Raw genomic sequence first — 18,777 nt, 5'->3', positions numbered from 1 at the left:
CCCGTGAGCGATGTTCCCGGCCATGGCCGCGAACATCGCTCACGGGGTCAGCGGGGGCGCGAGAGCTCGATGAAGTGGTCGCGGTCGACGACCTTGACCCGCGGCCGGCCGTGGGGCTCGCCGCGCCCGCGCTCGTGGGCGTCGATGGCCTCCCAACCCTCCTGGTCGACGAGGTCGGGGCAGCGCTCGCGCAGCCAGGCCTCGACGGCGTCGTGGTGGTCGTCGGCCTGCTCGATCGGCGCGCGCTCGGCGAGGTCGGCGAGCAGGTGGCGGACGGTCTCGTTGGCGTCCTTCTTGTTGGTGCCGATGATCCCGGTGGGCCCGCGCTTGATCCACCCGACGACGTACTCGCGGTCGTGCCCGTCGACGCGGCCCTCGGTGTGGGGCACGGTGCCGCTGTCGTCGTCGAAGGGCAGACCGGGCAGGGCGACCCCCCGGTAGCCCACGGCACGCAGGACGAGTCCGGTCGTGACGGTCTCGCGCTCGCCGGTGTCGACGGCGCGGGTGCGCCCGTCCTCGCCGGTCTCGAGGCGGTTGATCCCCAGCACGATCTCCTCGACCCGGCCGTCGCCGCGGATCTCGACGGGCGAGCGCAGGAACCGGAACTCCATGCGGTGCTTGGCGTCGGGATCGGGGCCCTTCTGCGCCCAGCCGCTGAACAGCTCGAGGTTGCGGCGCGCACCCTTCGTCAGCGTGTCGTCGTCGGCGATCCCGGGCGGGGCCTGCTCGGGGTCGACGACGACGGTGAGGTCGGCGATGTCGTCGAGCTCGCGCAGCTCGGTGGTGGTGAACGCGGCCTCGCGCACGCTGCGGCGCCCGCAGATCAGCGTCTCGCGCACCCCCGAGGCGACGAAGGCCTGGAGGGCGTGGTCGGCGGTGTCGGTGGCGCGCAGGTCGGCCTCGGGCAGCAGCAGCATCCGCGCCACGTCCAGGGCGACGTTGCCGGCGCCGATCACCACCGCGCGCTCGGAATCGAGCCGCGGGTCGAGGGCGGCGTGGTCGGGGTGGCCGTTGTACCAACCGACGAAGTCGACCGAGGCGATGCTGCCGGGCAGGTCCTCGCCGGGGATCCCGAGCCGGCGCTCGGTCTGCGAGCCCACCGCGTAGACGATCGCGTCGTAGCGCTCCAGGAGCTCGTCGCGGGTGATCACCCCGCCGCTCTCCCCGCTCGAGCGGAGCTCCTCGGGATCCCCCAGGTGCACGTGTCCGAAGAACCGGAACTCCTCGCGGCGGGCGGTCTTGTCGTACTGCGCGCTCACCGACTTGATCTTCGGGTGGTCCGGGGCGACGCCCAGCCGCACCAGGCCCCACGGGGTGGCCAACCGGTCGAACATGTCCACCCGGACGTCGAGCCCACCGCAAGTTCCCGCGTCGAGCAACGCGGCCGCGGCGTAGAACCCCGACGGCCCGGAACCGACGACGGCGACGTGGTGGGGTCGCGTCGTGTGATTCTCCACCAGAACATCGTGGCCCACCCGGACCTGCCGCGCACCCGTCTGCCGGAACGGTCGGAACCGGGTGTGCGGCGCCACACCGCGGCCGGACACGCCGACGGACGAGTGATCCCGAGCCGGGGCGTGGCCCGAGCCGTCCTCGGTCGAGGCATCACTCCATGGGATCATCGAGCGCGAGAATGCCGCGTCACCAGGGCTAACGTCGCTCGTGATGATCAGCGACGAGGTCGGGGCCCGGCACGGTGCCCACGAGGACCGAGCCGGAACCAGCGTGTCGTGGCGCCGCGGCGTCGACGTGCTCGACGACTACGCCGGTGGTGGCGTCCTGTCCGAGGAACTGGCCGACGATCTCGTCAACGACCTCGTCGGGCTCGTCGGCGGCGCGCGGCCCCGTCGCTCGCGCCGGGGACCGCACACCGGGTCGCGGCCCGGCCCCCAGCCCAGCCGCCCGGCGGTCACGCCGCCCGCGCACCGCCCCCGGCTCACGCTGGTGCGCGGCAGCGCCTGAGCGCTACTCCTTGACGGCCACCAGCACGAGGTAGTGCAGCTCGGCGCCGGCCATCGACAGGCGGTGCCGGAAGGTGCGCCGGACGACGGTGCGCGAGGGGTGCTCGGAGCCCTCGGTCGCGGCGAGCATGGCCTCGACGTCCGTCGCGTCCTGGCCGGCGTCGCCGCCGGCGAGGGTCAGGGCGAGGAACGAGCCGGGCGGGAACGCGTCCCACAGCTGGGCGAGGGCGTCGACCGGGACGTGACCCTCGCCGACGGCGCCCGCGGCGACCAGCGCGGTCAGCCCCTCGTCGCGCACCAGCTGCCTGACCTCGTCGACGTCGAGCCGCTCGCCCACGAGGTAGTGCGCGTAGAGGCCGGGACGGTCGCGGTGCGCGGCGTCGCGGGCCTCCGACACACCGTCCGCGCCGGCCACCACGGTGACGCCGCGGGCGCGGAGCTCCTCGCCGACCACGCCGTTGCCGGCGCCGAGGTCGAAGGCGCGCAGGTCGTCGACCGACGCCCCCGACGCGGCGACGGCCTCGGCGAGCGCGGTCGCGACGGTGGCGGGCGACGCGCACTGCAGCCGGTGCTGGACGACCTCCTCGTAGAGGCCGGGCACCGAGTACACCCGCGCATAGTCGTGCAGGACGAGGCGCTCGTCCGTGCCGTCGGCGTGGTGGAGGACGAACTCCTCCTGGGCCTGGCGGCGTCCCGGGGTCGTGTCGAGCTCGACGGTCCAACCGGCCGCCGGCTCCTTCGCTGTGGCCATGGCGGTCATCATGCCCGGCCGCCGCGGCCCGGACCGGGGCCTCGCCTGTGGCGAACGTCCCGGTCCGCGCGCTGTGGCCCGGATCCCGCTCTGTTCCCTCCGGCGTCACCGGTCGGTCACGCTCGGTGCGTCAGGCACGCGTCGACGTCGTCGCGGCTCGCCCACCCGCCCCGGGTCCGTCCGGTCGACGGTCCGGCAGGGAGGTCGTCATGAGTGCTGTGCCCGCCCACTCTCCCGTCGCCGCGCTGCTGCGCCCGGGGACGCACCCGCGTGCGGTCGCGGTGGACGCCGCCGACCGGGAGCACGCCGTCACGGTCGTCGCGCACCTCCTCCACGCCGAGTGCGAGCAGTGGAGCTGGACGACGCATCACCCCGACACCCACCGCCCCGAGGCGCTGCGCATCGTCGGTGCCCTGACCCGAGAGGGGTGGGCACCCCGCTCGGCCGCGTGAGCGGACGCGAGTGGGCGCGTGCGACTCCCCGATCGGCCGGTAGATTGCTGCTCCGATCGGCTCAACGGAGCCTGGAGGGGTGGGCATGGCCATCGAGGTGGACGGCGTCTCCGTCAAGGAGACGTCCCGGGGTTCGGGGGCCGCGTGGCGGTGGAGCTCGGTGGGACCGAGCCCGATCGACTACGAGATCCAGTGGGTCGAGAACAAGGACACGTTCCTGTACTCGACGCGTGTGCGCCCGGGCGGCTGGAACGTCTCCCAGCTCGACCCGAACACGTGGGTCGGCGACGGGACGATCGAGGGCGCCCGGGAGATGGTCGAGCGGGGCCTGCCGACGCTGCCGCACTGAGGCACGCGTAGGCCGTCAGCAGAAGCGAACGGCACTTTCGCTCCGTCGGACGGAGCGAAAGTGCCGTTCGTTCTCGTCGCGGGGCCTCAGCTGCCGCCGAGCACCCCGGCGTCACCGAGCTTCGCCATGACGGCGTTGGGGCCGTCGAACTGGTCCTTGTCGAGACCCTTGAGGGTGTCGACGAGCTGCTGGTCGGCCCCGTTCGAGGAGGCGTGGTCGGCCAGCTCCTGCGGCCCGCCCGGGTACTGGAACCCGGCGAGCGTCTTCTGCACCTGCGTGACGTCGTAACCCATGCCGGCGGTTAGCCGACCGCCCGTCGCTCGAACCGTCCCTCAACGCCCGAACCGTCCGGTGCGCGACACTCCCGGCCGTGGCGCCCCCGTTCCCGGCCGTGGTGTTCGATCTCGACGGCACCCTCACCGTGCCCGGGACGACGCGCCCGGCCCCCGGGGTGATCGCGCTCGTCGAGGCCCTGCACGCGCGGGACGTGCCGCTCGCCGTCGCGACGTCGGCGTCGGTGGCGCTCGCCCGCCGGGTGCTCGCCGGGCTCGGGGTCCTCGCGTGCTTCACCGAGGTCGCGGGACGCGGGGCCGACGGTGTGTACGCGGGCAAGGACGCCGTGGTCGGCGAGGCGCTGCTCGGGCTCGGGATCACGGCGGCCGAGCCGGGCACGCCGATGCTGGGCGACAGCCCCGCCGACCTCGACGCCGCCGTCGCGCACGACCTGGTGCCCGTCGGCGTGGCCTGGGGCGGGTCGCGGGCCGACACGCTGCACGCCGCCGGGGCGCGCGCCGTGCTCGGGCACCCGGACGAGCTGTGGTCGTTGCGGGCATCCTGAGACCGTGCCCCGCTGGGTCCTGCACCTCGACCTCGACTCGTTCTTCGCGTCGGCCGAGCAGCTGACCCGTCCGACGCTGCGCGGGCGCCCGGTGCTCGTCGGCGGTCTGGGCCCGCGCGGGATCGTGGCCGGCGCGAGCGGCGAGGCCAAGGAGTGCGGGGCGCGCTCGGCGATGCCGATGGGCCAGGCCCGGCGGCTGTGCCCGCACGCCGTGGCGCTGCCCCCGCGCACCGCGCTCTACCGGGTGCTCTCCGAGCGCTTCTTCGGTGTCGTGCGGGCCTGGGCGCCGGTGCTCGAGCAGATCGCCTACGACGAGACCTTCGCCGAGCCCGAGGCCCTCGCCGACGCGGGTGCCGACGACGTGCGCGCGTTCGCCGAACGGCTGCGCGCCGAGGTCCGCGCCGTCACCGGGCTCGCGGTCTCGGTGGGCGCCGGGTCGGGCAAGCAGGTCGCGAAGATCGGGTCGGGCCTCGCCAAGCCGGACGGGGTGCACGTGGTGGCCCAGGGTGGCGAGCGGGCGCTGCTGGACCCGCTGCCGGTCCGCGCGCTCTGGGGCATCGGCCCGGTCGCGGAGACGACGCTGCACCGCTCCGGCGTCGACACGGTGGCCAAGCTCGCCGCGCTCGACCTCGCCGACGTCACCTCGCTGCTCGGGACGGCCGTCGGGACGGGCCTGCACCGCCTCGCGCGCGGCATCGACGACCGGCCGCTGGTCGAGCGCGGCGAGGCCAAGCAGGTGAGCGCGGAGACGACGTTCGACGCCGATCTCTCCGACCTCGGCGCCGTGCGCACCGCGGTCGCCGAGCTGGCCGAGGGCGCCCACCGCCGCCTGCTCGCCTCGCACCGCGCGGCGCGCACCGTCAGCGTCAAGATCCGGAGCTCGTCGTTCGGGACGACGAGCCGCGCCGAGACCCACGCAGTCGCAACGACCGACCTGGGCACGCTCACCGACACCGCCCAGCGCCTCGCGGTCGCCGCCCTGCCCGACGCCGGCGTGCGCCTCGTCGGCGTCTCGTTCTCCGGGCTCACCACGGCCGTGCAGGAGGCGCTGTTCCCGGAGACCCCGACGACACCCGCCCCCGTGCCGGAGGTGGCGCCCCTGCCGGAGCCCGAGCCGGAGCCCCGTCGCGAGTGGCGCACCGGCGACGACGTCACCCATCCCGAGCACGGGCACGGATGGGTGCAGGGCGCAGGCCACGGCCGCGTCACCCTGCGCTTCGAGACCGCGTCCTCGGGCCCGGGGCGGGCGATCACCTACGCCGCCGACGACCCGGCCCTGACCCGCGCGGATCCGGCGGCGAGCCTGGGCTGACGCTCACGCCTCCCGCGCCACCGCGGCCGCCACCAGCTGCCGCGCGATCGCCGAGCCCGCCCGGAGGGCCGCCGGCTCCGCCGCCACCGCGTGCGTCACCAGCGTGCCCTCGTGCACGACGAGCAGCTGCAGGGCCAGGCCGTCGGGGTCGGCGACCCCCGCCCGCCCGAGCTCGCGGACGAACAGCTCCCGCAGCCAGCGCTTCTCGTCGTCGATCACGGGGCGCCCGGGGTGGTCGGGCCGGTCGAGCTCGGCGAAGGCGTTGACGAACGCGCACCCCCGGCTCGCGTCGTCGACCCAGCCCTCGAGCACGGCGAACGGGGCCAGCGCCCGCCGCACGGGATCGGTCTCCGCCTCGACCGCCGCCACGACGCGCGCGCGCCACCGCTCGTCCCGGGCCCGCAGGTACGTGGCCACCAGCTCGTCCTTCGAGCCGAAGCGGTCGTAGAGGGTGCGCTTGGTGACGCCCGACTCGGCCGCGATCGTGTCGACGCCGATCGCGTGGATGCCGTGGCGGTAGAAGAGCGCCGAGGCCACCTCGAGGATGCGCCGCGCCCCGGGTGTCAGGCGCGGCCCCTCGCCCGTCGTCGTCATGCTCCGCCTCCTGCCGTTGTGTTCACCGAGCTGTGAACCTACTCTGCGTCGGAGTGGTTCACAGACCTGTGTAGGAGGATCGGTGGAGGACACCATGCTGGCCGCGGTGCTGACGGGCTTCGGCGGACCCGAGGTGCTGGAGCTGCGCACGGTCCCGGTGCCCCAGCCGGGCGCGGGGGAGGTGCTCGTGCGGGTGACGGCGGCGGCGCTCAACAACACCGACCTCTGGACCCGGCGCGGCGCCTACGGGCTCCCCGGCGACCCGGACGCCCTCGCGGGCTGGCGCGGCCCGGTGGACTTCCCGCGCATCCAGGGCGGCGACATCGCCGGCGAGATCGCGGCCGTGGGCGACGGCGTCGACCCCGGACGGGTCGGCCGGCGCGTCGTCGTCGACCCCGCGTTCTACGACGGCCCCGGCCCGGAGGCCGGCCCGATCGGCCTGCTCGGCAGCGAGGCCGACGGCGGGTTCGCGGGCTACGTCCTCGCGGCGGACGGGCGTGCCCACGACGTGACGGACTCGCCGCTGTCGGACGAGCAGCTCGCAGCGCTGCCGGTCGCCTACGGGACGGCGGCGGGGATGCTCGCGCGCGGCCGGATCGTCACGGGCGAGACGGTGTTCGTCACCGGGTCCTCGGGCGGGGTCGGCCTCGCGGCGGTCCAGCTCGCGTCGGCACGGGGCGCGCGCGTCGTGGCGCTCACCGCGGCCGGGAAGGAGGACGCCGTGCGCGAGGCGGGTGCCGCGGCCGTCGTGGTCCGCGGGCCGGACCCGCACGCCGTCGCCGAGGCCGTGCACGACGCCGCGGGCGGGGCGCTGGACGCCGTCGTCGACGTCGTCGGCGGTCCCCTGCTGCCGGCCCTGCTCGAGTACGTCCGCGACGGCGGGCGGTGGGTGGTGGCGGGCGCGCTGGGCGGTGCGTCAGTGAACCTGGACCTGCGCAGGCTCTACCTGCACAACGTGTCGCTCGTCGGCTCGTCGATGCACACGCCGACGCACTTCGCCGCGCTCGTCGACGACGCCGTCGCCGGGCGCGTCCGGCCCCGGATCGCGGCGTCGTACCCGCTGGCGTCGATCCACGCCGCGCAGGAGGAGTTCCGCCGCGGCGAGTACGTGGGGAAGATCGTCGTCACGCCGTGATCAACGGGGACTTCGTGCGCGTAGAAGCAGCGAACAGCGCGTTCGGTGCTCAGTGAGGTGCCAGCGCGAAGGCCGCCCGCAACTCGTCGACGAAGTCGCCGGGGACCTCGAGCGAGGCGAAGTGCCCGCCGGTGGGCAGCACGTTCCAGTGCCGGAGGTCGACGTAGCGGGCCTCCACCCAGGGGCGCGGATTCTTCACCATCTCGGCCGGGAACATCGAGACCGCGCTGGGCACAGTGACGGGCCTCGAGGTGTCGATGCCGCCGAAGCTCTCCCAGTACAGGCGCGCCGACGAGGCCCCGGACGCGGTGAGCCAGTAGATCGAGGCGTTGTCGAGCACGCGGTCGCGGGGTACGCCGCCGAAGCCGTCGCCGTCGGTCCAGGCCACGAACTTCTCGGCGATCCAGGCGAGCTGGCCCGCCGGCGAGTCGACGAGGCCGTAGCCGAGGGTCTGCGGCCGCGTGCGCTGCTGGCCCGAGTAGCCCGAGCCGACGCGGCGGAACTCGGCGGACTCGGCCAGCCAGCGCTGCTCGGTCTCCGAGAGGGTCGCGTCGTCGAACCCGTCCGGACGCGGGGCGAGCGGCATCGTCGTGTGCATCATGGCGACGCGGTCGGGGTGGCGGACGGCCAGCGCGGTGGTGACCATCGCGCCCCAGTCGCCGCCCTGGGCGAGGAAGCGCTCGTAGCCGAGGCGGGTCATGAGCTCGGCCCAGGCGTCGGCGATGCGGTCGACGCCCCAGCCGGGGCCGGTCGGCTTGTCGCTGAACCCGAAGCCGGGCAGCGACGGCGCGATCAGGTGGAAGGCGGGCAGCGAGTCGTCGCCGGGGTCGGTCAGGGCGTCGAGGACGTCCAGGACCTCGACCACCGAGCCGGGCCACCCGTGTGTGACGAGCAGTGGCTGTGCGTCACTTCTAGGTGACCGTACGTGGAGGAAATGGATTCCGAGACCATCGATCGCGGTGCGGAACTGACCCCGCCGGTTCAGCTCGTCCTCGACGCGACGCCACTCGTGCTCCTCGAGCCAGGCGCGGCACAGCTCGGCGACCGCGTCGAGGCCCAGCCCCTGGCCCGCGTCGGTCGCGGGCTCGGGCAGGCGCACGCGGCGGAGGCGTTCCTGCAGGTCAGTGAGCTGCTCGGGCGGCACGTCGAGCACGAACGGCACGATCTCGACGGAGGGATCCCCGGCGGGCACGGGTGCGTGGGTGGCCACGGGTCGGCACCGTAACCACACGACGCCCCCCTCGCTGGACGGCCGCGTAGGGCACCTCCGAACGCGTGGTGCGACGACACGCCGAAGGCTGGAGTTCGTGACCCGAACGAGCCAACTTCGCCCCGAGGTGTCACACCGGGCCTCATGGTGGCGATGCACGAGGTGGAGGTGATCAGCGTGATGAACGATCGGTCGGCGGCCCTGCTCGCCGCAGCAGTGGATCTGGACGAGTGTGACGGCTACGTGGTGCTGGTGTTCGATCCCGAGACGGGGGAGCTCGACGCCCACGGACCCTACGAAGGGGTCGAGGCCACCCTGCGCGCCGAGGAGATGCGGCGCGAGTTCGACAACGACGGCCTGCGCGACGTCGTCATCCGTCTCTCGCGCCTCCACCGGCCGCGCTGAGGGCCGTCCCGGTGCCGTGTCCCCCCACCGACACCGGGATGGTCCTCAGATCGAGGGGTACTCCTGCCGCCGGCGACGGAGAACGGCGATCATCGCCGTGATCGGCCACGACCGGCGGGAGGACGCATGGTGCAGGGACCCACGGTCCGGGAGGCCTCGCTGGAGGTGCTCCGGGCGCACGGGATGACCACGATCTTCGGCAACCCCGGGTCCACCGAGCTCCCCATGCTCTCCGAGCTCCCCGACGACTTCCGGTACGTCCTCGGGCTGCAGGAGGCGGCGGTCGTCGGCATGGCCGACGGCTACGCCCAGGCGCGCGGGCGTCCGACCCTGGTCAACCTGCACACCGCGCCCGGCGTCGGCAACGCGATGGGCGCCCTGGTCAACGCCTCCGCCAACGGGGCGCCGCTGGTGGTCACGGCCGGACAGCAGGTGCGGCCGATGATGAACCTCGAGGCCCTGCTGACGAACCCGGACGCGACGATGCTGCCGCGGCCCACGGTCAAGCTCTCCCTCGAGCCGGCCCGCCCGGCCGACGTCCCCGCCGTGCTCGCCCGCGCGATCCACGTCGCGACCAGCCCGCCGTGGGGCCCGGTGTTCGTGTCGATCCCGATGGACGACTGGGACGCCGTGCTCGACCCGGCCACCGAGGCGGCCGACCTCGTCGCCGGCCGCCGGGTCCACCAGCGCGCGGCCCCGGACCCGGCGGGGCTCGACGTCCTCGTCGAGGCCCTCGACGCCGCCCGCGCCCCGGCGCTCGTGGTCGGCGGCGACGTCGACGCCACCGGCGGCTTCCACGACGCCGTGGCGCTCGCCGAGCGGGTCGGCGCCGCGGTGTTCGCGCCGCCCGTCGAGGGGCGCGTCGGCTTCCCCACCGACCACCCCCAGTTCCGGGGCCCGCTGCCGATGGCGATCGCGCCCGTGGCCGAGGCCCTCGAGCCCTTCGACGTCGTGCTCGTCGTCGGCGCGCCGGTGTTCCGCTACTACCCCTACGTGGCCGGCACGTTCCTGCCCGAGGGCACTCGCCTGCTGCACGTCACCGCCGACCACGACCAGGCCGCGCGGGCCCCGATGGGCGACGCGGTCGTCGCCGATCCCGCCCTCACGGTGCGCGCGCTGCTCGAGCGCGTGGGGCCGGGCCCGGCCGATCGGGCGGCGCCGCCGACCCGCCGGGCGCTCGAGGCGCCGCGCCCCGGCGGCGAGGGCCGGGTCTCGGCCGAGGAGCTCTTCACCGCCCTCGCCGAGGAGTGGCCGGACGGCGGTGTCCTGGTCAACGAGGCCCCCTCGCACCGGGCGACCCAGCAGGCGCGGCTGCCGATCACGCAGCCGGGCAGCTCGTACTTCACCACCTCGGGCGGGCTCGGCTTCGGTCTGCCGGCCGCGGTGGGCGTGGCGATCGCCGACCCCTCGCGTCCCGTGGTGGCCGTGCTCGGCGACGGCTCGCTGCAGTACGCGATCCAGTCGCTCGCCACCGCGGCGGCCCAGCAGGTGCCCGTGACGATCATCGTCCTGGACAACCGCGAGTACGCGATCCTCAAGTGGTTCGCCCAGCGCGAGCAGACCCCGAAGGTGCCGGGGCTCGACCTGCCCGCGATCGACCACCTCGCCCTGGCGCAGGGCTACGGGGTGCCGGCCGAGACGGTCGGGACGGTCGAGGAGTTCCGCGCCGCGGTGCGCCGGGGTGTCGCCGGTCCGGGGCCGCGCCTCGTCCACGTCCCGGTGCCGCCCGCGGCGGGCTGAGCCCGTCCGCTTGACCTCGACCGTCGTCGAGGTCGCACGGTGACGAGTCATGAGCATCACCGAGCACCGAGATCGACACGAGGTCCGTCGTACCCCGGGCGTAGCGTCGCGCGGGCGCCCTCCGAACGGTCCGGGGCGCGGGGGAGGACCACGCGTGAGCACGGAGACCACGACGCGGCCGTCGGCCGACGAGCAGACACCGGACGCCGCGCCCGCGGTCGAGGTGCGCGATCTCGTCAAGCGCTACGGCCGCAGCACCACGCCCGCGGTCCATGGGCTGAGCTTCGCGGTGCGCCGGGGGGAGGTGTTCGGGCTGCTCGGCCCGAACGGCGCCGGCAAGACCACGACGGTCGGCGTCCTGACGACGCGGGTCACCAAGACCTCGGGTCTCGCCACCGTCGCCGGCATCGACGTCGCGGCCAACCCCGTCGGGGCGCGCGCCGTGCTCGGCGTCGTGCCGCAGCGCCCGAACCTCGACCGCTCGCTCGACGCCCGGGGCAACCTCGTCTGGCACGCCGCCTACCACGGTGTCCCGCGGGCGCAGCGCGGTCGGCTGGCCGACGAGCTGCTCGAACGGATGGGGCTCGCGGAGAAGGCGAAGACCAACCCGGACGAGCTCTCCGGCGGCCAGGCCCAGCGCCTGATCATCGCGCGCGGTCTGATGCACGACCCGCAGGTGCTCTTCCTCGACGAGCCGTCGACGGGGCTCGACCCGCAGGCCCGCCTCTTCGTGCACGACCGCGTCACCGAGCTCGCGGCGTCCGGCGTCACGGTGGTGCTCACGACGCACGACATGGACGAGGCGGCCAAGCTCGCCGACCGCGTCGGCATCGTCGACCACGGCAAGCTGCTCGCGCTGGACACGCCGTCTGCGCTCGTGGCGGCCCTGCCCGGCGAGGCCACCATCGATCTCACGATCACCGGTGCCGACGTGGACGTGCTGATGGGGCGGCTGGGTGAGCTGCGCGGTGTGTCGAGCGTCGAGGACCTGTCCGGCGAGGCCGCGTCCGCCACGCACCTGCGGGTGGGGTGCGACGGCGAGGCCGGGGCCGCGCTCCCGTCGGTGCTCGCCGCGGTGGCCGACGCCGGCGCCGTGGTCTCGCAGGTGGAGCTCGGCGAGCCGACGCTCGAGGACGTCTTCATCGACCTGACGGGGAGGGGGCTGCGGTGAGCGCCCCGGTGAAGGTCGGGCCCGGGCAGGGCCGCGCGTTCCTCGGTGTCCTGGGCCGCGACCTCGCGGTCACGGGCAAGGAGTTCGGCAGCTTCATCAGCCAGGTGCTGATGCAGCCGTTCTTCCTGCTGTTCGTGTTCGGCGTGGTGCTGGGCCAGCTCGGCTACGTCACGCCGGGCTACGCGCAGCTGCTGCTGCCCGGGCTGCTGGCCCTCAACGCGTTCTTCGTGGCCGTGCAGGCCACGGCGATCCCGCTGGTGATCGACTTCTCGTACACCAAGGAGATCGAGGACCGCCTGCTCGCGCCGCTGTCCACGCGCCTCGTCGCGGTCGAGAAGATCGTGTTCGGGGCCTCGCGCGGCCTGTTCGGCTCGCTCGTGATGATCCCCGTCGGCTACATCGTGCTCGACGAGGTCAACTGGGTGCTCTCGGGCCTGCCGTTCGCGGCGGTGCTGCTGGTGCTCGGCTCGCTGGCCGGTGGGGCCGCGGGGCTGGTCCTGGGTACGCTGGTGTCGCCCAGGAAGATCAACGTGGTGTTCGCCCTGGTGATCACGCCGCTGCTGTTCACCGGGTCGACGCAGTTCCCGTTCCTGCAGCTGGAGAACCTGCGCTGGTTCCAGGTGATCTGCGCGCTCAACCCGATCACCTACGTCTCCGAGGGCCTGCGCGGCGCGCTGACGCCCGCGGTGCCGCACCTGCCGGGCTGGCTCTGCCTGCTGGCGCTCGTGGCCTCGTGCCTGCTCTTCGGGGCGGTCGGCATCCAGGGGTTCGTGCGCCGCGCGCTCGACTGATGGCGGGCGGGCTCGACGCCCTGCGGGGTCGGCTCGCGGCGGCGATGACCGCCCGGGGGTTCGCGGCGCAGGCGGCGGCTCTCGAGCGGCCCGTGGTGGGGACCGAGGGCCCGGACAGTGCGCTCCCGGTGCTCGCCCACCTCGACGACGCCGTGGCGCGGGCCGGCGAGGAGGTCGACGCCGACCTCGCCGGGCTCCTCGGTCCGCTCGCGGCGGCGGCGCGGTGGCAGCAGACCGCGGCGTACGTCGCGAGCCCGCCCGACGCGTCGTTCCTCGATCTCTACGCGCACGCCACGCTGGCGGCCGCCGAGGACGTCGCGCTGGGCCTGGTCCTGCTGGGCCCGGGCGTGCGGTACCCGCCGCACCACCACCCGGCCGAGGAGTTCTACCTGCCCGCGGGCGTGATCCGGTGGGTGCACGCGGCCGCCGCCGAGCCCGCGCCCGAGCCCGCCGGCGTCCTGGTCCACCACGAGTCCTGGCAGCCCCACGGGATGTGGACCGGCGACCGCCCCGTCCTGCTCGCCTACGTCTGGATCGGTGAGGTGGGGACGTCCGCGGCGTTCTGCTGAGGTCGTCGATTGTGGGGCCCCGCGCTCCGGGTAGGCCCGGGTCCATGCGACACCAGGAGTTCCTCGCCGGCGTCGCCACCCGAGGTGGCTTCGCCGAGACCGACGACGCGCGCCGGGCCGCCGACGCCGTGCTGGCCACACTGGCCGAGCACCTGCCCGGGGACGACCGCACCGCGCTCGTGGAGGCGTTGCCCAACCTGCTCGAGATCGAGTCCGGCGTCGACCGGGTGAACGGTGGCGGGGGCACGCCGACGGAGGCCGGCCTCGTCGACGAGGTCGCGCGCCGCAGCGGGTGGGCCCCCGAGCGCGCCCGCTACGCGTTGACCGCGGTGATCGGCCAGCTGGGCGCCGAGGACGCCGACCTGGGCGAGCGGATCGGCCGCGTCGTGCCCGCGGACCTGCGCGGCACCGGACCGACGCTCCCGCCCGACGCCGCGTCCGAGGCCGCCCAGGGCCGCCCCCAGCCGGTGGACGCCGACGAGCTCGCCCGGGAGCTGCAGCGCCTGCCCGAGTGGTCGGGCGACGTGAGCGGCATCGAACGGACCGTCGAGCTGCCGCCCGAGCGCCTCGACCTCGTCCTCGAACGCCTGCGGCGCGTCGAGAGCGAGCTCGGCGCCCGGCTGCGGATCCTCGACCGCACGCCCACCTCGGTGACCGTGCGCGCCCGCACCGAGAGCATGCAGGTGGTCGCCGAGATCGACCTCGACCTCGCCGCCCGTTTCGACGAGATCGTCGGCGCGATCGGCGCGGGGGGCTGATGCTTCGCACGTGAGTGATGTGGGTCGCCGTGGCGACCCAAATCACTCACATGGGCCGGAGGCCCCTCAGACCACCGAGAACCCTGGCGGGAGCGAGCCGCGACCGGTGAGGGCGTGCAGGAGCATCGGGCCGTGGCCGAGGCGCACGCCGGTGCGGGCGAGCACCGTGATCACCTGGGTCGTCGTGTGGGCACTGAACGCCACGTCGAGCCCGGTCGCGGTCGCGATGTCGTACCCGTGGACGACGAGCTCGATCGTGCGCGTCGGCACGTAGGACGCGACGCGCAGGCCACCGGCGATCGTCGTGATGAGCGCGTCCGGGTCGGCGGCGCGGGTCGCCGCGACGGCACGTTCGGCGAGCGTCGCGAACGCCGCGGCCGGGTCGTCGCCCAGCGCCACGCCCGCGTCGCGCCCGCGCTGCGCGACGGCAGCCTGGTCGATCCCCTCGCCGGTCATCGACGGCATCAGGGCGTAGTAGCCCTCGGGCGAGTCGATGTCCTCGGTGTCGGCGGGCCGCTCCAGGTAGGTCAGCACGGTGACGAACGCGCGGCTGGTGTGCCCCACCAGCGAGCGCAGGTCCCACTCACCCAGCGCCGGCGCGTCCCAAGCGTCCGGCGGCACCCGCCCGACCAGCTCGGTGACCACCTGCGCCGCCTCGGCGTACCCCTCCAGCATGTGAGCGATTTTCACGGCTATCGCCGTGGAAATCACTCACGGGTGCTCAGGCGATCAGCTTGCCGGCGATCTCCGCGAGGCGGGTTCCCTGGATCCGCGCGGCCTGGAGGGCGGCGTCGTCGGGGGCGGCCGACTTCCGCGACACCCAGGACGCGCCGTACGGGTTGCCCGACGACATCAGCGACGCGTCGGCGGCATAGCCGAGCGGCATGACCAGCGCGCCCCAGTGGTAGAGCACGTTGTTCATCGACAGGATCGTCGCCTCGAGCCCGCCGTGGCCCGTCGAGGCGCTGGTGAACGACGTGCCGACCAGACCGGCGAGCTTCCCCTGCGCCCACAGCCCGCCCGTGGTGTCGAGGAACGCCTTGAGCTGCTCGGCGCTGTTGCCGAAGCGGGTCGGGCTGCCCATCGCGAGGCCGTCGGCCCACTCCAGGTCGTCCAGCGAGGCGACGGTGTCGTAGGGGTTGTCCTCGACCCAGGCCTTCCACCGCCGGTTCGCCTCGATGGCCTCGGCCGGGGCGCGCTCCGCGACGGGCCGGACGCGGGTCTCGGCGCCGGCGTCCCGGGCGCCCTGCGCGAGCGACTCGGCGAGCGCGGCGACGTTGCCGGTCGCGGAGTAGAAGACGACGACGATGCGCGGCGCCCTGGTGGTCGAGGCGGTCACGGAGCCTCCCGGGTCGGTGGTCGGACCCCGATCATCACCCGGACGTCCGCACCCGGTGGGCCGGGGGTCACCCGCTCGGCTCCCACGAGCGTCGGAGACAGAGCAGGATGGGCCGGGTGACGACGCGGGAGGCCGGCCAGATCCGGACCGGTGCGCCGACGCGCGGCCGGGACGGCGCCGGGCCCCGCGGGCTCGTCGCGCTCTACCGCCGCCTGTCCGGGCTCGTCGCCGCCCCGTCCGCCGACGCCCAGGCCGTCGCCGCGGTGATGGCGGGCGAGCTCGGGGTGCTCGCCGCCGTCGTCGGCCCGCAGCGCGAGGTGCTCGCCGCGGCCGCGCCCGGCATGGGCGTCGCGGAGGCCTCGGCCCTCGTGCGCGCCGACGCCCGCACGGCGGCGTGGCCGCGCACCCTCGAGGTGGCCGCCGCGGCCGGGCGGGCCCTGCGCGTGCCCGGACCCTGGCTGCGCGGCCAGGTCGTCGCCCCGGTGCTGCTCGGTCGCGAGGTGCCGGCGTTCGTGTTCGCCGAGGAGGACACCGCCAGCCGCGACCGCCCCGAGGCGCTGGCCGGCGACGACGTCCTGCTGCTGGTCGCCGAGCACGCCGCCACGGTCGTCGGGGTGCTCCACGGACGCGACCGCGTGCTGGCCACCGCGGCCGGCCAGGTGCGGGGCGACCTGGTGTCCGGGCTGCTGCTCGACCGCGCCCGCGACGCCGACCAGGCCGCCCAGTGGGCCGAGCACGTCGGCTACGACCACGGCGTCGCCCACCGCGTCGTCGTCGTGTCCCCGGACGACGAGGACGCCTACGGCGCCGGGCCCGCGAGCCTGCTGGGCGAGGCCGAGGAGCACCTGCTCGCCGCCGCCCCCGCCGCGCTGACGGTCGTGCGCGACACCGAGACCGTCGCCGTCGTCCCCGAGACCGCCGACCCCGTGACCGTCGGCGCCACGTGCGCCCGCCGGCTGGCCCGCGGTCGCGTGCCCGACCCCGACGCCCGCTGGCCGGTGACCGTCGCCGTCGGGGGACCCGTCTCCGAGCCCGCCGACATCGCCGCCTCCTACGACCAGGCGCGCCGGACCCTGCTGGCCTCCCGCCGGCTCGGTCGCGCGGGGCGGGTGCTGCGCTTCGACGAGCTCGGGGTGCACCGGCTCCTGCTGCAGATCCCGGACCCCGACGCCGCGCGCGCCTTCGCCCGCGAGGTACTGGGGCGGCTCGCGACCGACCGGTCGGAGCGCACCGTCGAACTGCTGCGCACGCTGGCCCGCTACTTCCGCGAGGACGGCAGCCCGCAGCGGGTGGCGCGGGCGCTGAACGTCCACCCCAACACCGTCGGTTACCGGCTGCGGCGCGCCGAGGAGCTCAGCGGCCTGGACCTCGACTCCTACCGCGACCGCCTCGCCGCCCAGGTGGCACTGGAGATCCTGGGGGAGATGGAGGCGTGAGCGAGTCCTTCGCCACCGAGTCCTTCACCGCAGCGCTCGCCCGCCGCGTCCTGCTCTGCGACGGCGCGATGGGCACGCTCGCCCGGGCCAGCGGCGTGCGGGTGGAGGGGCCCGGCGCCGAGCTGTGCGTCGTGGCCCCCGAGCTGGTCACGGCGCTGCACGAGCGCTACCTCGCCGCCGGCGCGGACGTCCTCCAGACCCACACCTTCGGCGCCTCGCGGCCGCGCCTGGAACGCCACGGGCTCGCCCGGCGCACCCGTGAGGTCAACCTCGCCGGCGCGCGCCTGGCCGCCGCCGCGCGCGACGGTGCCGGCCGCCCCGCCTGGGTGGCCGGCTCGGTCTCGCCGGTGACCCAGCCGGGCCGGGGCAGCGCCGTCGACGCGCCGGCGGCCGCCGCGGCGATCCGCGAGCAGGTCGAGGCGCTCGTCGAGGGCGGGGTCGACCTCGTCGTGCTCGAGACCTTCAGCCGCGCCGACGAACTGCTCGCCGCGGTGCGCGCCGTCCGCGAGGTGACCGACCTGCCCGTCGTCGCGGAGGCGACGTTCGTCGACGAGGACGGCAGCCCGCTGACCACCGCCGGCGAGTCACCCGCCGACGTCGTCGCCCGCCTCGCCGACGCGGGCACGGTGGCGATCGGCAGCAACTGCACGCTCGGTCCGCAGGGCCTGCTCGACGTGGTGCGACGGATGGGGCCGACGGACGGGCTCGCGCTCGCCGCGCAGCCCAACGCGGGCCTGCCGCACGTCGTCGCCGACCGCAGCGTGCGCTTCGCGGGCGACGCGGAGCACTTCGCGCGCTACGTGCTGCGCTACGTCGAGGCCGGCGCCCGCTTCGTCGGCGGGTGCTGCGGCACGACCCCGGAGCACACCGCGGCGGCCGCGACGGCGCTGACGACGCACGACGCGTGGGCGCCGTCGTCCGCGCCCGTCGCGGACCCGGCCCCCGGGAGCGGGCCGATCCGCATCGTCGAGGGCCGCCGCGCGGCTCCCGAGCCCGAGCCCGACGACCCCGGTCCCGGCAGCGGGCCCGACGCCCGCGGGGCCGTCGACCGCTGGCTGCGACACCGCGGGGCGGGCGAGTTCCTCGTCGCCGCGGAGGTCGCCGGGGCGGGCGGGCCCGCCGAGCACCTCGCCCGGGCCCGGCGCGCGGTGGCCGGCGGCGCCTCGGTGCTGTGGGTCAGCAGGCCCCGCGCCCGGCGCGCGACCACCAGCAGCGCCGCGCTCGCCGTGCACCTCCACGACCGCGTCGACGTCGACACCGCCCTGACGGTGACGAGCTGGCAGACGGGCCTGCTCGCCCTGCAGGCCGACCTGCTCGGGCTGCACGCCCTGGGTCTGCGCACGCTGGTCTGCGAGACGGGCAACCCGCCGGTGCACGCCGAGCAGGCGGTCCGCGACGGGGTGTGGGAGGTCGACGGGGCCGAGCTGCTGCGCACGGCGGCCGGCCTCAACCGCGGCGTCGACATCGACGGGGTGCAGCTGGGCACGGCGACGGCGTTCCGTCTCGGCGCGCGCTTCACGCCGGGCTCGGACGACCTCGAGCACGAGGCCGCGCGGGCGATGGCCAAGGTCGAGGCGGGGGCGGAGTTCCTCGTCTCGCGGCCGGTGTTCGACCTCGACGGGCTCCGGCGGATCGTCGACGCGCTCGCGGAGGCGGGCTGCCGTGTGCCGGTGCTCGCGTCGGTGGGGGCCCTGACCGGCTACACGCAGGCCGAGCACTTGCGCCACGAGGTGCCCGACGTCGTCGTCCCGGACGCCGTCATGGACACGATGCGCCGCGCCGGCGACGGCCCGGAGGCGGCGCGGACGGGGCTGTCGCTGGCTGCGGACCTCGTGGGTGCGGCCGCCAACGTGGTCGAGGGGGTCGTCGTCCGCTGGTCCGGGCCGGCCTGGCCCGGGCTGGATCCGGCGACGGCGGTGGCGCGGCTGCACGCCGCCGCCGGCGCCTAGCCGTCAGACCGCGACTC

Annotated in this window: 21 protein-coding genes; 14 read left to right on the top strand and 7 right to left on the bottom strand. The window is 75.3% G+C overall.

Annotated features, from left to right (window positions below; all coding sequences use genetic code 11):
• Nucleotides 1-47 precede the first annotated feature (47 nt).
• Nucleotides 48-1,457 carry an FAD-dependent oxidoreductase gene (locus tag OG774_RS17050; RefSeq protein ID WP_328302549.1) on the bottom strand — a complete coding sequence of 470 codons (1,410 nt, stop codon included), beginning with the start codon at nucleotides 1,455-1,457 and terminating at the stop codon, nucleotides 48-50.
• Between the two features lie 208 nt (nucleotides 1,458-1,665).
• On the opposite strand from OG774_RS17050, the gene OG774_RS17045 reads away from it, so the two are divergent.
• On the top strand, nucleotides 1,666-1,962 hold the full coding sequence (locus OG774_RS17045) for a hypothetical protein (protein ID WP_328302547.1): 297 nt from the start codon (nucleotides 1,666-1,668) through the stop codon (nucleotides 1,960-1,962).
• A 3-nt stretch (nucleotides 1,963-1,965) separates the two neighbouring features.
• Here the strand turns inward: OG774_RS17045 and OG774_RS17040 are convergent, their stop codons facing one another.
• Nucleotides 1,966-2,712, bottom strand: a complete 747-nt coding sequence (locus OG774_RS17040; protein WP_328302545.1) for a hypothetical protein — start codon at nucleotides 2,710-2,712, stop codon at nucleotides 1,966-1,968.
• A 209-nt stretch (nucleotides 2,713-2,921) separates the two neighbouring features.
• On the opposite strand from OG774_RS17040, the gene OG774_RS17035 reads away from it, so the two are divergent.
• Together OG774_RS17035 and OG774_RS17030 are read left to right on the top strand one after the other, a co-directional pair.
• The gene (locus OG774_RS17035; RefSeq protein WP_274195872.1) at nucleotides 2,922-3,164 is read left to right on the top strand and encodes a hypothetical protein; all 243 of its coding nucleotides are present in this window, start codon (nucleotides 2,922-2,924) and stop codon (nucleotides 3,162-3,164) included.
• 85 nt (nucleotides 3,165-3,249) lie between these two features.
• Nucleotides 3,250-3,513: a hypothetical protein gene (locus OG774_RS17030; RefSeq protein WP_328302542.1), complete on the top strand. Its 264-nt coding sequence runs from the start codon at nucleotides 3,250-3,252 to the stop codon at nucleotides 3,511-3,513.
• Nucleotides 3,514-3,599: 86 nt separating this feature from the next.
• On the opposite strand, the gene OG774_RS17025 is transcribed toward OG774_RS17030, so the two are convergent.
• Nucleotides 3,600-3,806, bottom strand: coding sequence for a DUF2795 domain-containing protein (locus OG774_RS17025; RefSeq protein WP_274192283.1), 207 nt, complete (start codon nucleotides 3,804-3,806; stop codon nucleotides 3,600-3,602).
• 77 nt (nucleotides 3,807-3,883) lie between these two features.
• Between OG774_RS17025 and OG774_RS17020 the strand changes: the two genes are divergently transcribed.
• Both OG774_RS17020 and OG774_RS17015 read left to right on the top strand, forming a co-directional pair.
• Complete coding sequence (locus OG774_RS17020; protein WP_328302538.1) at nucleotides 3,884-4,351, top strand: HAD family hydrolase; 468 nt, start codon at nucleotides 3,884-3,886, stop codon at nucleotides 4,349-4,351.
• Between the two features lie 4 nt (nucleotides 4,352-4,355).
• The gene (locus OG774_RS17015) at nucleotides 4,356-5,663 is read left to right on the top strand and encodes a DNA polymerase IV (RefSeq protein WP_328302536.1); all 1,308 of its coding nucleotides are present in this window, start codon (nucleotides 4,356-4,358) and stop codon (nucleotides 5,661-5,663) included.
• A 3-nt stretch (nucleotides 5,664-5,666) separates the two neighbouring features.
• Here the strand turns inward: OG774_RS17015 and OG774_RS17010 are convergent, their stop codons facing one another.
• Entirely contained in the window at nucleotides 5,667-6,257 is a 591-nt protein-coding gene (locus OG774_RS17010; protein ID WP_328302534.1) for a TetR/AcrR family transcriptional regulator, read from the bottom strand.
• An 82-nt stretch (nucleotides 6,258-6,339) separates the two neighbouring features.
• Between OG774_RS17010 and OG774_RS17005 the strand changes: the two genes are divergently transcribed.
• On the top strand, nucleotides 6,340-7,392 hold the full coding sequence (locus OG774_RS17005) for a zinc-binding dehydrogenase (RefSeq protein ID WP_328302532.1): 1,053 nt from the start codon (nucleotides 6,340-6,342) through the stop codon (nucleotides 7,390-7,392).
• A gap of 49 nt (nucleotides 7,393-7,441) precedes the next feature.
• On the opposite strand, the gene OG774_RS17000 is transcribed toward OG774_RS17005, so the two are convergent.
• Nucleotides 7,442-8,602 carry an epoxide hydrolase family protein gene (locus OG774_RS17000; protein WP_328302530.1) on the bottom strand — a complete coding sequence of 387 codons (1,161 nt, stop codon included), beginning with the start codon at nucleotides 8,600-8,602 and terminating at the stop codon, nucleotides 7,442-7,444.
• Between the two features lie 153 nt (nucleotides 8,603-8,755).
• Here OG774_RS17000 and OG774_RS16995 point away from each other — a divergent pair, with 153 nt between their 5' ends.
• The 6 genes from OG774_RS16995 (at nucleotide 8,756) to OG774_RS16970 (ending at nucleotide 14,036) form a co-directional block, all read left to right on the top strand.
• Nucleotides 8,756-9,007, top strand: a complete 252-nt coding sequence (locus OG774_RS16995) for a hypothetical protein (RefSeq protein ID WP_328310996.1) — start codon at nucleotides 8,756-8,758, stop codon at nucleotides 9,005-9,007.
• Nucleotides 9,008-9,133: 126 nt separating this feature from the next.
• Nucleotides 9,134-10,747 carry a benzoylformate decarboxylase gene (gene mdlC / locus OG774_RS16990; protein ID WP_328302528.1) on the top strand — a complete coding sequence of 538 codons (1,614 nt, stop codon included), beginning with the start codon at nucleotides 9,134-9,136 and terminating at the stop codon, nucleotides 10,745-10,747.
• 154 nt (nucleotides 10,748-10,901) lie between these two features.
• A complete protein-coding gene (locus tag OG774_RS16985; RefSeq protein ID WP_328302525.1) occupies nucleotides 10,902-11,918 on the top strand; it encodes an ABC transporter ATP-binding protein in 1,017 nt (338 codons plus the stop codon).
• A complete protein-coding gene (locus OG774_RS16980; protein ID WP_274195881.1) occupies nucleotides 11,915-12,709 on the top strand; it encodes an ABC transporter permease in 795 nt (264 codons plus the stop codon). The genes OG774_RS16985 and OG774_RS16980 overlap by 4 nt, the downstream gene beginning before the upstream one ends.
• Entirely contained in the window at nucleotides 12,709-13,278 is a 570-nt protein-coding gene (locus tag OG774_RS16975; RefSeq protein WP_328302521.1) for a dimethylsulfonioproprionate lyase family protein, read from the top strand. The genes OG774_RS16980 and OG774_RS16975 overlap by 1 nt, the downstream gene beginning before the upstream one ends.
• A 44-nt stretch (nucleotides 13,279-13,322) precedes the next feature.
• Nucleotides 13,323-14,036: a DUF2267 domain-containing protein gene (locus OG774_RS16970; protein WP_328302519.1), complete on the top strand. Its 714-nt coding sequence runs from the start codon at nucleotides 13,323-13,325 to the stop codon at nucleotides 14,034-14,036.
• 66 nt (nucleotides 14,037-14,102) lie between these two features.
• Here OG774_RS16970 and OG774_RS16965 read toward each other — a convergent pair whose 3' ends face one another.
• Complete coding sequence (locus OG774_RS16965) at nucleotides 14,103-14,711, bottom strand: maleylpyruvate isomerase family mycothiol-dependent enzyme (protein ID WP_328302517.1); 609 nt, start codon at nucleotides 14,709-14,711, stop codon at nucleotides 14,103-14,105.
• A 46-nt stretch (nucleotides 14,712-14,757) separates the two neighbouring features.
• Nucleotides 14,758-15,375 (bottom strand): NAD(P)H:quinone oxidoreductase, encoded by a 618-nt coding sequence (wrbA, locus tag OG774_RS16960; protein WP_328302515.1) that lies wholly within the window; start codon nucleotides 15,373-15,375, stop codon nucleotides 14,758-14,760.
• A gap of 116 nt (nucleotides 15,376-15,491) precedes the next feature.
• On the opposite strand from wrbA, the gene OG774_RS16955 reads away from it, so the two are divergent.
• Nucleotides 15,492-16,811, top strand: coding sequence for a PucR family transcriptional regulator (locus OG774_RS16955; protein WP_328302513.1), 1,320 nt, complete (start codon nucleotides 15,492-15,494; stop codon nucleotides 16,809-16,811).
• Nucleotides 16,808-18,760, top strand: a complete 1,953-nt coding sequence (locus tag OG774_RS16950) for a homocysteine S-methyltransferase family protein (protein ID WP_328302511.1) — start codon at nucleotides 16,808-16,810, stop codon at nucleotides 18,758-18,760. Before OG774_RS16955 ends, OG774_RS16950 begins: the two co-directional genes overlap by 4 nt.
• Nucleotides 18,761-18,777 lie beyond the last annotated feature (17 nt).

It is taken from the genome of Actinomycetospora sp. NBC_00405, from assembly GCF_036044095.1.
Classification (GTDB): domain Bacteria; phylum Actinomycetota; class Actinomycetes; order Mycobacteriales; family Pseudonocardiaceae; genus Actinomycetospora; species Actinomycetospora callitridis.
The sequence above is the reverse complement of the archived record's forward strand: the minus strand, read 5'-3'. Positions and strand labels throughout refer to the sequence as shown.

Bases quoted from the DNA above. Each gene is read 5' to 3' on its own strand.
- OG774_RS17045 (WP_328302547.1), top strand. From the start codon at position 1,666: ATGATCAGCGACGAGGTCGGGGCCCGGCACGGTGCCCACGAGGACCGA.
- OG774_RS17035 (WP_274195872.1), top strand. From the start codon at position 2,922: ATGAGTGCTGTGCCCGCCCACTCTCCCGTCGCCGCGCTGCTGCGCCCG.
- OG774_RS16975 (WP_328302521.1), top strand. From the start codon at position 12,709: ATGGCGGGCGGGCTCGACGCCCTGCGGGGTCGGCTCGCGGCGGCGATG.
- OG774_RS17030 (WP_328302542.1), top strand. From the start codon at position 3,250: ATGGCCATCGAGGTGGACGGCGTCTCCGTCAAGGAGACGTCCCGGGGT.
- OG774_RS17010 (WP_328302534.1), bottom strand. From the start codon at position 6,257: ATGACGACGACGGGCGAGGGGCCGCGCCTGACACCCGGGGCGCGGCGC.
- OG774_RS17040 (WP_328302545.1), bottom strand. From the start codon at position 2,712: ATGGCCACAGCGAAGGAGCCGGCGGCCGGTTGGACCGTCGAGCTCGAC.
- OG774_RS16970 (WP_328302519.1), top strand. From the start codon at position 13,323: ATGCGACACCAGGAGTTCCTCGCCGGCGTCGCCACCCGAGGTGGCTTC.
- OG774_RS16995 (WP_328310996.1), top strand. From the start codon at position 8,756: ATGCACGAGGTGGAGGTGATCAGCGTGATGAACGATCGGTCGGCGGCC.
- OG774_RS17025 (WP_274192283.1), bottom strand. From the start codon at position 3,806: ATGGGTTACGACGTCACGCAGGTGCAGAAGACGCTCGCCGGGTTCCAG.
- mdlC (WP_328302528.1), top strand. From the start codon at position 9,134: ATGGTGCAGGGACCCACGGTCCGGGAGGCCTCGCTGGAGGTGCTCCGG.
- OG774_RS16965 (WP_328302517.1), bottom strand. From the start codon at position 14,711: ATGCTGGAGGGGTACGCCGAGGCGGCGCAGGTGGTCACCGAGCTGGTC.